The organism is Prevotella sp. tf2-5, assembly GCF_900115435.1.
Taxonomy (GTDB): domain Bacteria; phylum Bacteroidota; class Bacteroidia; order Bacteroidales; family Bacteroidaceae; genus Prevotella.
Window position 1 is genome coordinate 16,355 of the sequence record NZ_FOWK01000009.1, and the last position, 12,969, is coordinate 29,323.

Sequence of the window (12,969 nt, forward strand, 5' to 3'; positions counted from 1 at the left end):
ATAATATGTGTGAAAGATGAAAATAATTAGTATATTTGCAAAGATTTTGCGAAAACAATCACTAAAACAATAAAAAGAACTATGAAACAATTTAATGACAAGAACTTCGTGTTGGATAACGAGGTAGCTCAGGATCTGTTCCACAACCATGCGGCTAAAATGCCTATCATTGACTACCATTGTCACCTGATTCCCGAGATGGTGGCTAATGACCATCGTTTCAAGAGCATCACAGAGCTCTGGCTGGGTGGTGACCATTATAAGTGGCGTGCTATGCGTACCAATGGCGTGGATGAGAAATACTGCACTGGTAAGGATACCAGCGACTGGGAGAAATTCGAGAAGTGGGCAGAGACCGTTCCTTATACACTCCGTAACCCATTGTATCACTGGACACATCTGGAGCTGAAGACAGCCTTTGGCATTGACAAGCTGCTCTCTCCCAAGACGGCTCGTGAGATTTTCGACGAGTGTAATGAGAAACTGAAGCAGCCGGAGTTCTCCGCTCGTGGACTGATGAAGCACTATAACGTAGAGTGTGTCTGCACGACGGATGATCCTGTAGACGACCTTCATAATCATATCGAATATGCCAAGCACAAGGCAGCGGATGATCCTATGATGATTCCTGCGTGGCGTCCTGACAAAGCGATGAATATCGAGAAGCCCGAGTTTGGTGCTTATGTTCATCAGCTGGAGCAGGTGAGTGGTGTGACCATCACTAAGTTCGCTGATATGGTAGATGCCCTCCAGAAGCGTCATGACTTCTTTCAGGAGCAGGGTTGTAAACTCTCCGATCATGGTATCGAGGAGTTCTATGATGAGGATTATAGCGACTCACAGATTGAGACGATCTTCGAGAAGGCAATGCGTGGTCAGCAGCTCTCTAACCTGGAGATCCGTCAGTATAAGAACTGTTTTCTGACCATGATGGCAGAGATGGATGCTGATGCTGACTGGACACAGCAGTTCCACTATGGTGCTATCCGTGATAACAACACGAAGATGTATAACGCCCTTGGTCCTGATACTGGTTTCGACTCTATTGGTGAGTTCAACACAGCCAAGGCAATGTCTAAGTTCCTGAACAAGCTGAATATGGAGGACAAACTCACGCGTACCATATTATATACGTTGAATCCTTGTGCCAACGAGGTGATTGCCACGATGCTGGGTAACTTCCAGGGTGGTGAGCCGGGTAAGATCCAATTTGGTTCCGGCTGGTGGTTTAATGACCAGAAGGATGGTATGGAGCGTCAGATGAACGCGCTCAGCGTACTGGGCTTGCTGAGTCGCTTCGTAGGTATGCTGACAGACTCTCGCTCATTCCTCAGCTATCCTCGTCATGAATACTTCCGTCGTATCCTCTGTAACATCCTCGGCAATGATGTTGAGAAGGGCTTGCTGCCTGATGACCGTGAGTTGCTGGGTAAGATGGTGGAGGATATCTCCTACAATAACGCCCGTCGTTATTTCAAGTTCTACTAAACCATACGGAACTCAACATAACAAAATGAGGGAGCCAGGTCGGCTCCCTCATTTATTTTGTAACTTTTCCCCTTATTCTTTTGTGGTTTTTCAAATAATTATTATCTTTGCCTCGAGTAAACCATTCACTAACCATTTAAGATTAAAGAAATGAAATTAAGGATTAAGTTTTTGCTTTTAGTATTGGCAGCCATGTTCTCTTTCAGCACACCAGCTGACGCACAGTGGGGAAGCCTTATCAAAGGTGCCCGTAAGACGTTGGGTATCAAGACCAAGAAGGAGAAGGCACAAGAAGCGGCAATGAAAGAGGAACAACGTAAGCGTGACTCTGTTCAGGCAGTCATCAAGAGTATTACGCCCACTATCCCGCAGCCTGCACCTGAGGGCACCAGGGAGTTGGCTGTTCTATGGCAGGGCAAGAATAAGATTGCCACATGGAATCCTGTGAAGCTGGAGATGACTTTCAATAAGAAATATGAAAGTGGTGAGCTTGCTGGTCAGGATATCAAATATATTCTTGACCCGAATACAGGTGTCGTGAAGAGTAGTCTGGGTAATGAGGTGGGACGGATGAGCAACGACGGCACCATCGTCACCTCTAAACTTGGTACGTTTAATTATGACTCAGCCACAGGCAAGGTATCGTATAACGGTGAGGTGATTGGTAATGTCACGATGCAGGAGGCGAAATGCTATTATCAGAATCTTGGGAATTTCGATGGGCACGTGAGTCCGTTGCTCGTTGCGTTTACCTTTATCGGAGCCCTGCTGTCACCAGAACAGGTCGAGGAGTTCCATGCTGCGAAGATCAAGGCAGACCAAGAGGCTGCCGCCCTTGCTGAGAAGCAACGCCAGGAGCGGAAGGCTCGTGAGGAGGCTCAGCGTAAGGAATGGGAGTCTCTGAATTGTGTCATCATGAACAGCAGTGGCTCGACAATAGGCTATGTCAGGTCGAATGGTGTCGTTGAGTCATCGAGTCATTTGACGATCGGCTATATTCATCAGAACGGTGTCATTGAGCAATCGAACCATCTGACATGTGGCTATGTACAGTCGAATGGTACGGTGGAGCAGTCTAACCACCTGACGCTCGGCTATTTTGACGGTCGCACCTTCGAGAAGTCAAATCGTATCACCTGTGGCTATTATAGCAGTGGCACTTTCGAGAACAGCTCTCACATAACCATCGGAAGATTCAGTGGGAAATACAACCGGACGGTCATCGCGGCTTGTTTCTTTTTCTTCTTCTTCCCAGATGAGGTGAATAAATAAGTCATCTCTTTCGCTGGAAGTCAACTCATCCATTCCTTGCGCTCACTCTCCGGCATCTTCTCGATGGCATAACGGAGCATAGTGCGGGGCATCTCATGGACATGTTGGCGGAGGAACTCACGGAGAAGACTCATACTTACCCGCTTACCCATCTCACGAAGCATCCATCCCACGGCTTTATGCATCAAGTCGTGTGGATGGTGCAGGTGTATCTCAGCATAGCGTAGGCACCACGACGGATCGCCCATCTGTGAGGTCTTCCACGAACACACTATACTCATACGTTGTTTCCATAGACAAGGACTCTGGGCTAACTCGTCGAGTACGCTCATCTTATAGTTGCTGTCACCTAAGTCCGAGGGCAACAGCAACCAATGTCCTAATATCTTTGGAGCCGACAGGTCCACCAAGTCCCAGTTATTCGCCTGTTCCGCATAGTGCAGATACATCGTCACGATGTCATCACGTCCTTGGATGGCTGTCTCGTCATTCTCCAGTCTCTTGGTGGCTAGCTTCTCAAACTTCGATACGAGGATCAGCAGTCCGCAAAGTCTTACCTCATGCCAGCGATTCATTAACAACCTTGGCACTTCACTCAATGGGAGATCCTTGCCCGCTGCCTTTACGACCTCTCGTGTCTGTGGCACCTTCAGTCCCAGGAACTCATCCCCCTCTCCATACTCCCCAGGTCCCGTTTTAAAGAAGCCCATGAGTATCTTACGCTGTTCCTCATTGCGCAGCGACTCCATATAAGTGATTATTTCTTGTGCTGTCATCATTCCTTGTTCTTGTTGCTGTTTCGTCTTGCAAATATAATAAATATATGTGATATGAAAGTAAATTCAGTGAATTTACTCACTAAATTCAGTGTGTTTACTTTGCAAATTCAGTGAATTTACTCACCAAATTCAGTGAATTTACTGAGAAAGGAGAGTTTTTTATATAAGATAATGTCTGTTTGTAACAGATGAAGAAATGACATAAAGAAATTTCATTTTTTATTGCGAGATTCGAAGAAAACTATTAACTTTGCAGCGTCAAAAACGAAACAAGATGAAAAAGGTAGTTTTTTTATTTGTGACGATGATGCTGCTGGTGGCATGCTCGAAGAACGAGAATCCCTTTAACTATCGTGGTCTTCCGTTGTCTATGACAACAGCACAGTTCGTTGACTCCATGAATGCTCGTGGCTTTGCCGTTGACAGTGCCGCCTCTGACAGTGGAAAAACATTGGTGTTTGCCAGTGCCGTCCATAAATATCGTGTATTGATGGCGTTCAAAGATGACAAGATTGCCGCCGTGCAGGAGAATTATTCCTTCTCTACGAATGACAGTACCCGTCAGTTGTGGCAGGAGATACGCGACGGACTGGAGAAGGAGTTAGGTGCCTGGCCCGATTGTCCGATTCTGAAGGACGATCATAAGGTGGCCAAGTTCGATGCCTCTGACGGTCTCATCTCTGTGATATTGGAGAACACGTACAAGCCGACATTGTCTGTCCGTTACGATCCGAAGAAATAAGAACACAATAATAACACAACACAAACTTACGAGAGAACAATATGTGCGGAATAGTAGGATATTTAGGTAGGAAAGAGGCTTTCCCTATCCTGATAAAAGGTTTGCGACGCTTGGAGTATCGTGGTTACGATTCTGCGGGTGTCGCATTAATTAATGATAACGGCAACCTGAATGTCTGCAAGACGAAGGGTAAGGTAGACAATCTGGTAGAGTTCTGCAGTGACAAGAATGTCAGCGGAACGGTAGGTATCGCCCATACCCGTTGGGCTACCCATGGGGAGCCCTCGGCAGTCAATGCTCACCCTCACTATTCTGAGTCGAAGAACTTGGCGATTATCCATAACGGTATCATTGAGAACTATGCCGACCTGAAGGAGAAACTGAAGGCGAAGGGTGTGACATTCCGCTCAGATACTGATACAGAGGTGCTGGTGCAGCTCGTCGAGTATATCATGGAACGTAAGGAACTCGATCTGCTGACTGCCGTGCAAGTCGCACTCTACCAGGTTATCGGTGCTTATGCCATTGCCATTATTGACAAGCGTCATCCCGACCAGATTATTGCGGCACGCAAACAGAGTCCGCTGGTAGTGGGTATTGGTGACGATGAGTTCTTCCTGGGTTCCGATGCCAGTCCTATCGTAGAGTATACGGATAAGGTGGTCTATCTCGAGGACGGTAATATCGCAGTCCTCAAGAGAGGGGAGGACCTGAAGGTCGTCAGTATCTTGGGAGAGGAACAGGAGCTTGTTGTCAAGAAGGTGGATATAAACCTCGGACAGTTGGAGAAAGGTGGCTTCGCCCACTTCATGCTAAAAGAGATCTTCGAGCAGCCAGAGTGTCTGACAAACTGTATGCGTGGACGTGTCAATGTGGACACAGACAATGTCGTCCTCTCCGCTGTTATTGACTATAAACAACAACTGCTGAATGCCAAGCGTTTCATCATCGTTGCCTGTGGTACCTCCTGGCATGCGGGACTGATTGGTAAGCAGATGATAGAGCAACTGTGCCGGATCCCTGTGGAGGTAGAGTATGCCTCAGAGTTCCGCTATCGTAATCCTGTCATCACCAAGGAGGATGTCGTCATCGCTATTTCACAGAGTGGTGAGACTGCCGATACTCTTGCCGCCGTGCAACTGGCAAAGGAGGCCGGTGCCTTTATCTATGGTATCTGTAATGCCATCGGCTCCAGTATCCCACGTGCCACAGATACTGGTTCCTATATCCATGTGGGACCAGAGATCGGTGTCGCCTCTACGAAGGCGTTCACAGGACAAGTCACCGTGCTGACGATGCTCGCCCTTGCCTTGGCGAAAGAGAAGGGGACGATCTCCAATGACGATTATATGCATATCGTGAAGGAACTGCATGAGATACCTGCTAAGATAAAAGAGGTATTGAAACTCAACGACCGCATCGCTGATCTGAGTCGTACCTTTACCTATGCCCGTAACTTCCTCTATCTGGGACGTGGATTCAGTTATCCTGTCGCCTTGGAGGGTGCTCTGAAACTAAAGGAGATATCCTATATCCATGCGGAAGGGTATCCCGCTGCTGAGATGAAGCATGGTCCGATAGCCTTGATAGACTCCGATATGCCAGTAGTGGTCATCGCCACCCATAACGGTATGTACGAGAAGGTGCTCTCTAATATACAAGAGGTGAAGGCGCGGAAGGGTAAGGTCATCGCTGTGGTCAGCGAGGGCGATGATACCATCCGTCGGATTGCCGATGAGGTCATCGCATTGCCGGATACGATAGAATGTCTGGAGCCGTTGTTGGCAACGATACCCCTTCAGATGCTTGCCTATCACGTTGCTGTTTGCAAAGGTCTCAATGTCGACCAGCCGAGAAACCTTGCTAAGAGCGTTACCGTTGAGTGATATAAGGGCGATTCGTCATTGACGTTTCGCCCTTCTTTTTTAAGATATAATACAAATACAAAATAGAATGAAAGATGTGACATTGGTTCTGGAAGACGGAACACGGTTCAAAGGGAAGAGTTTCGGGTATGATGCTCCCGTTTCTGGTGAGGTGGTCTTCAATACGGCAATGATGGGATATCCCGAGTCGCTGACAGATCCCTCGTATGCCGGACAGATGATGGTACTGACCTATCCGCTGGTGGGTAACTATGGTGTGCCTGCTCATACGGTAGGAGGTGATCTGTCAGCAGATGGCGGCAAAGGTGTGATCTATGACTTCTTCGAGAGTGATAAGATCTATGCCTCAGCCATTATCGTCAGTGACTATAGTGAGGAGTACAGTCATTGGAATGCCTGTGAGAGTCTCGCCGACTGGCTCAAACGAGAGAAGGTACCTGGCATCACAGGTATTGATACGAGACAGTTGACGAAGGTGCTGCGTGAGCATGGTGTGATGATGGGCACTATAGAAACTATAGATACTATTGGCACTATAGGAACTATAGATCATTATAGTACCACCAACTGGGTTGACCGTGTCAGCTGCAAGGAGATTATCCGATATAATGAGGGTGCTGGCAAGAAAGTAGTGCTGGTAGACTGTGGTGTGAAGGCGAATATCATCCGTTGTCTCATTGACAGAGGGGTGGAAGTGATCCGGGTACCTTGGAACTACGACTATACCGGTATGGACTTTGATGGACTCTTCCTCGCCAATGGTCCTGGTGACCCGGATACCTGTGAGGATGCGGTGACTATTATCCGTAAGCAGATGTCACAGAGCCGTAAGCCCATCTGTGGCATATGTATGGGTAACCAGTTGTTGGCGAAGGCTGGTGGTGCTACTATCTATAAACTGAAATACGGACATCGCTCGCACAACCAGCCTGTCCGGGAGGTCGGTACCAACCGTTGTTATGTGACCAGTCAGAATCATGGCTATGCTGTGGATGCATCTACACTGGGAAGGGAATGGAGAGAGCTCTTCGTGAATATGAACGACGGCTCTAACGAGGGTATCCGTCACCAGACCAATCCTTGGTTCAGTAGTCAGTTCCATCCAGAAGCCTGTTCTGGACCAGTAGATACCGAGTTTATGTTTGACCGTTTTATAGAAGCATTATAATTATGAAATACGATAATATCAAGAAGGTCCTGTTATTGGGATCAGGTGCCTTGAAAATCGGAGAGGCAGGTGAGTTCGACTATTCTGGCTCACAGGCACTGAAAGCATTGCGTGAGGAGGGTGTGAAGACCGTGCTCATCAATCCGAATATCGCCACCGTTCAGACTTCGGAGGGTGTTGCCGACGAGATCTATTTCCTACCAGTGCAGCCCTATTTTGTAGAACGTGTGATAGAGAAAGAGCGCCCAGACGGTATCTTGCTCTCATTTGGTGGACAGACTGCTCTGAACTGTGGTGTGGAACTTTATAAGAGTGGTGTGCTGGAGAAATATGGGGTAAGGGTACTGGGAACCCCCGTTCGGGCTATTATGGATACGGAAGACCGTGAGCTTTTCGTGGAGAAACTCAACGAGATTGACGTGAAGACCATCAAGAGTGAGGCTTGCGAGACCATCGAACAGGCACGTCATGCTGCTAAGGAGTTGGGTTATCCTGTCATCCTCCGTGCCGCATATGCCTTGGGAGGTCTGGGCTCTGGCTTCTGTGATAACGAGGAAGAGCTTGACAAACTGGCTGAGAAGGCCTTCGCATTCTCTCCGCAGGTGTTGGTGGAGAAATCACTGAAAGGATGGAAGGAGATAGAGTACGAAGTGGTGCGTGACCGTTATGACAACTGTATCACCGTCTGCAATATGGAGAATTTCGACCCGCTGGGAATCCATACGGGAGAGTCCATCGTGATCGCACCATCCCAGACGCTGACTAACTCCGAGTACCATAAGTTGCGTGCCCTTGCTATTAAGATTATCCGTCATATCGGTATCGTGGGAGAGTGTAACGTACAATATGCCTTTGACCCACAGTCGGAGGACTACCGGGTCATTGAGGTGAATGCCCGTCTGAGCCGCTCCTCAGCATTGGCAAGTAAGGCGACAGGTTATCCGTTGGCTTTCGTCGCTGCCAAACTGGGAATGGGTTATGGACTCTTTGAACTGAAAAACTCGGTGACGAAGACGACCTCCGCATTCTTTGAGCCTGCCCTCGACTATGTGGTATGTAAGATACCTCGTTGGGACCTCTCGAAGTTCCATGGTGTCGACAAGGAGTTAGGGTCGTCGATGAAGTCGGTCGGTGAGGTGATGGCGATAGGACGTACCTTTGAGGAGGCAATCCAAAAGGGACTTCGTATGATCGGACAGGGTATGCATGGCTTTGTCGAGAACAAAGAACTGGCAATCGCTGATGTGGATGCCGCCCTGCGTGAGCCTACTGACAAGCGTATCTTTGTCATCTCGAAAGCGATGCATCTGCCACAGTATGATATCGAGCGTATCCATGAGTTGACGAAGATAGACAAATGGTTTCTGTATAAACTTAAACATATCGTTGATATCGACGAGAGATTGAAAAGTTTAAGAATGGAAAAATTGAAGTCAGGAGAGACTGCTGTTCCTTCAATTCTTCAATTTTTGAATTCTTCAATTCTAAAAGAAGCGAAGATCTATGGCTTTACGGACTTTCAGATAGCGCGTGCCATCGGATTGGAGGAAGAGATGGGAAACATGCACAAGGCGATGCTGGAGGTACGACGTGTCAGGAAGGAGATGGGAATAACCCCTGTCGTCAAACAGATCGATACCCTTGCCGCAGAATATCCCGCTCAGACCAATTATCTGTATGTCACTTATAGTGGGACTGCCTCAGATATACCCTTTGAGAACGACGGTAAGAGTATCATCGTATTAGGCTCTGGTGCCTATCGTATCGGTTCCAGTGTGGAGTTTGACTGGTGTGGGGTACAGGCTTTGAGCACCATCCGTAAGGAGGGGTGGAGGAGTATCATGATCAACTACAACCCTGAGACGGTGTCTACAGACTATGATATGTGTGACCGCCTGTATTTCGATGAGTTGACTTTCGAACGTGTGATGGACATCATCGACATGGAACAACCACATGGTGTTATCGTCTCTACAGGTGGACAGATTCCTAATAACCTCGCTATGGCATTGGATGAGCAGCAGGTACCAATCCTCGGGACTTCGGCACAGGACATTGACGGAGCGGAGGATCGTGCGAAATTCTCACAAATGCTGAATGAGATCGGTGTCAACCAACCTGAATGGAGTGCCTTGACCTCGATGCAGGATATTGATGCCTTCGTGGAGAGGGTAGGTTTCCCAGTACTGGTACGTCCCTCGTATGTGCTGAGTGGCGCTGCCATGAATGTATGTTCTAATAAAGAAGAGCTGGAACGTTTCTTGCAACTGGCAGCCAATGTGAGTGTGGATCATCCTGTCGTGGTGTCTAAGTTCATAGAGCATGCTAAAGAGATAGAGATGGATGCTGTGGCAAAGGATGGAGAGATACTTGCCTATGCCATCTCTGAGCATATAGAGTTCGCGGGTGTCCACTCCGGTGATGCCACCATCCAGTTTCCTCCTCAGAAACTGTATGTGGAGACTGTCCGTCGTATCAAGCGTATCAGTCGTCAGATTGCGAAGGCACTACATATCAACGGTCCTTTCAATATCCAGTATATGGCTCGCGACAATGACATCCTGGTTATTGAGTGTAACCTGCGTGCCTCCCGTTCCTTCCCCTTTGTATCGAAGGTGTTAAAGCTGAATCTGATAGAACTCGCTACGAAGGTGATGCTGGGACTGCCGGTAGAGAAACCGCATAAGAACCTCTTCGATTTGGATTATGTGGGTATCAAGGCAAGTCAGTTCTCCTTCAACCGCCTCCAGAAAGCGGATCCTGTCTTGGGTGTGGATATGGCATCGACTGGTGAGGTGGGATGCTTGGGCGATAATACCTCTGCCGCCTTGTTGAAGTCAATGTTGAGCGTGGGACACCGTATCCCTAAGAAGACGGTGTTGCTCTCTACGGGTAGTGCCAAGCAGAAAGCAGAGATGCTGGATGCAGCCCGTATGTTGGTGGAGCATGGCTATGAGCTCTATGCCACAGGCGGTACCTCTAAGTATCTGGAGGATAATGGTATACGGAACACGTTAGTGCATTGGCCCAGCGAGTCCAATCAACAGCCGCAGGCATTGGATTTACTACATGACCATAAGATTGACATGGTGGTGAATATCCCCAAGAACCTGACGACCCATGAGTTGACGAACGGCTATAAGATACGCCGCGCAGCCATTGACTTGAATGTTCCTTTGATAACGAACAGTCGTCTCGCATCGGCATTCATAAATGCCTTTTGTACAATACAACTCGATGAGATTGATATTAAGTCATGGAATGAGTATTAAATAATCACGCAAATATTTGGCGATTCGCCAAATATTTGCTAATTTTGCAGTTAATAACTTAAGAACTGCAAGGAAAATGGAGTTTGGTGACACCTTTGAATCTAAGATTAACCGAAGCGATTATAAGATTCTCATCGTTGACGATGTAGTCAGTAACGTCTTGCTACTCAAGATATTACTGACAAATGAGAAATTCCAGGTATGTACTGCGTCAAATGGTAATACCTGTATCGAACAGGCAAAAAAAGAACATCCTGATTTGATTTTGTTGGATGTGATGATGCCTGATATCAGTGGATTTGATACTGCCGTTATTCTGAAAAAGGATCCAGAGACACTGGATATTCCTATCATTTTCTTGACTGCTTTGAATAATCCCAGTGATCTGGTTCATGGATTCCAGGTGGGAGCCAATGACTTCCTGACGAAACCCTTTAACAAAGAAGAGCTGGTGATGCGTGTGATGCACCAGATCAGTCTGGTCGCTGCTAAACGTATCATTGTTCAGCAGAATGAGGAACTCAAACGCACTATCTCCAATCGTGATAAGATGTATTCGGTGATCGCTCATGACCTGCGTTCTCCTATGGCATCCATCCGTATGGTCTTGAATCTGGCGGTGAATGTTGTCTCCCCAGAAACGGTGGGAGAGGAGATTTTCGGATTATTGGATAAGGCAAACCGTGAGTCTGAGGAAACCCATGACCTGTTGGACAACCTGTTGAAATGGACGAAGAGTCAGACAGGACGTCTGAATGTGGTCTATCAGGATATCGACTTGGATGATATTGTTCCTGGTGTCGTAGACATCTTCAGGATGATTGCTGAGATGAAGAAAATCGTTCTCCAGTACATTCCTAGTGAGGAGAAACTGGTCGTCCACGCTGATAATGACATGATCAAGACAATCATCCGCAACTTCATGTCTAATGCCGTGAAGTTTACACCAGAGGGAAAGAGTATTGAGGTGTTCTGTAAACGTGAGGGTGACTTTGCCAAGATCAGTGTTCGTGACCATGGCGTGGGTATTGCCCCGGATCGTCTAGAGACTATTTTCCATAAGGGTGAGACGACTTATGGTACAGGTGGTGAGGAAGGATCTGGTCTTGGCTTGCAGCTCTGTCAGGACTTTGCACGTAAGAATGGTGGTGACGCCATGGTGGAGTCTGTATTAGGAGAGGGTTCCACATTCAGTGTTCTGATACCATTAAAGAAAGAAGAATAAATTAAATAATCATGAAACAAACAATACTTGTAACAGGAGGAACAGGCTTTATAGGTAGTCATACAACCGTTGAGCTGCAGAATGCAGGCTATGAGGTTGTTATTGTTGATAACTTGTCTAACTCAAATGAGAAGGTCCTTGATGGCATTGAGAAGATCACTGGCATCCGTCCTGCTTTTGAGAAAGTTGACTGCTGTGACTTTGACGCAATGGAACAAGTGTTCAAGAAGTATCCAAAAATCGAAGGTGTTATTCACTTTGCCGCCTCTAAGGCTGTCGGTGAGAGTGTGGAGAAACCTCTGCTCTATTATCGTAATAATATCGTGAGCTTGGTGAACATCCTTGAGTTGATGCCCAAATACAAGGTGAAAGGTATTATCTTCTCGTCCAGTTGTACGGTATATGGTCAGCCGGATCCAGAGAATCTTCCCGTCACAGAGGAAGCCCCCATCAAACCTGCAGAGAGTCCTTATGGCAATACCAAGCAGATTAATGAGGAGATTATCCGTGATGACATCAATAGTGGTGCTCCTATCAAGGCAATCCTGCTGCGTTACTTCAACCCCATAGGCTCCCATCCCTCATCTATCATCGGAGAGATGCCGAATGGTGTTCCCATGAATCTGATTCCTTATGTGACGCAGACAGCGATGGGTATCCGTGAACAACTGAAGGTGTTCGGTAACGACTATAATACTCCTGATGGTACATGTATCCGTGACTATATTTATGTGGTAGATTTGGCAAAGGCTCATGTGAAAGCAATGACACGTGTGTTGGATACAGACAGTGAGAAACTGGAGGTGTTTAACGTGGGTACTGGTCATGGTTGTACTACGAAGGAAATTGTTGACGCTTTCCAGAAAGCAACAGGTGTGAAACTCAATTGGACTTATGCTCCTCGTCGTGCTGGTGATATTGAGAAGGTTTGGGCAAACCCGGAAAAGGCAAATAAAGTACTGGGGTGGAAAGCCGAGACTTCTCTTGAGGACACTCTGAAGAGTGCGTGGAACTGGCAGAAGAAACTGCGCGAGGAAGGTATTCAATAGTGACATATAACCAGTCGTTGTAGACTGTGTTTATTTTGTGTTTGTGTTGTTATGAGCCCCCGATGCGAATCGAGGGCTCATTCTATCC

Annotated in this window: 9 protein-coding genes; 8 read left to right on the forward strand and 1 reads right to left on the reverse strand. The window is 47.3% G+C overall.

The features are described from left to right. The first annotated feature begins 81 nt into the window (after positions 1 to 81). Together uxaC and BM257_RS10005 are read left to right on the forward strand one after the other, a co-directional pair. Positions 82 to 1,488, forward strand: coding sequence for a glucuronate isomerase (uxaC, locus tag BM257_RS10000; RefSeq protein ID WP_092071841.1), 1,407 nt, complete (start codon positions 82 to 84; stop codon positions 1,486 to 1,488). A gap of 150 nt (positions 1,489 to 1,638) precedes the next feature. Beyond that, positions 1,639 to 2,760, forward strand: coding sequence for a cell envelope integrity TolA family protein (locus tag BM257_RS10005; protein ID WP_143096825.1), 1,122 nt, complete (start codon positions 1,639 to 1,641; stop codon positions 2,758 to 2,760). Positions 2,761 to 2,780: 20 nt separating this feature from the next. Here the strand turns inward: BM257_RS10005 and BM257_RS10010 are convergent, their stop codons facing one another. After that, positions 2,781 to 3,539 (reverse strand): DNA alkylation repair protein, encoded by a 759-nt coding sequence (locus BM257_RS10010; protein ID WP_255405735.1) that lies wholly within the window; start codon positions 3,537 to 3,539, stop codon positions 2,781 to 2,783. A 274-nt stretch (positions 3,540 to 3,813) separates the two neighbouring features. Here BM257_RS10010 and BM257_RS10015 point away from each other — a divergent pair, with 274 nt between their 5' ends. The 6 genes from BM257_RS10015 to galE all read left to right on the forward strand — a co-directional run bounded on the left by BM257_RS10015 (position 3,814) and on the right by galE (position 12,881). Next, the gene (locus tag BM257_RS10015) at positions 3,814 to 4,281 is read left to right on the forward strand and encodes a hypothetical protein (RefSeq protein ID WP_092071847.1); all 468 of its coding nucleotides are present in this window, start codon (positions 3,814 to 3,816) and stop codon (positions 4,279 to 4,281) included. 41 nt (positions 4,282 to 4,322) lie between these two features. Further along, on the forward strand, positions 4,323 to 6,167 hold the full coding sequence (gene glmS, locus BM257_RS10020) for a glutamine--fructose-6-phosphate transaminase (isomerizing) (protein ID WP_092071850.1): 1,845 nt from the start codon (positions 4,323 to 4,325) through the stop codon (positions 6,165 to 6,167). A gap of 67 nt (positions 6,168 to 6,234) precedes the next feature. Beyond that, positions 6,235 to 7,335, forward strand: a complete 1,101-nt coding sequence (gene carA / locus BM257_RS10025) for a glutamine-hydrolyzing carbamoyl-phosphate synthase small subunit (RefSeq protein WP_092071853.1) — start codon at positions 6,235 to 6,237, stop codon at positions 7,333 to 7,335. A gap of 2 nt (positions 7,336 to 7,337) precedes the next feature. After that, positions 7,338 to 10,607, forward strand: coding sequence for a carbamoyl-phosphate synthase (glutamine-hydrolyzing) large subunit (gene carB, locus BM257_RS10030; RefSeq protein ID WP_092071856.1), 3,270 nt, complete (start codon positions 7,338 to 7,340; stop codon positions 10,605 to 10,607). Between the two features lie 76 nt (positions 10,608 to 10,683). Then, positions 10,684 to 11,832 (forward strand): hybrid sensor histidine kinase/response regulator, encoded by a 1,149-nt coding sequence (locus tag BM257_RS10035; RefSeq protein WP_092071859.1) that lies wholly within the window; start codon positions 10,684 to 10,686, stop codon positions 11,830 to 11,832. Between the two features lie 11 nt (positions 11,833 to 11,843). Then, positions 11,844 to 12,881 carry a UDP-glucose 4-epimerase GalE gene (gene galE, locus BM257_RS10040; RefSeq protein WP_092071862.1) on the forward strand — a complete coding sequence of 346 codons (1,038 nt, stop codon included), beginning with the start codon at positions 11,844 to 11,846 and terminating at the stop codon, positions 12,879 to 12,881. The last annotated feature ends 88 nt before the right edge of the window (positions 12,882 to 12,969 follow it).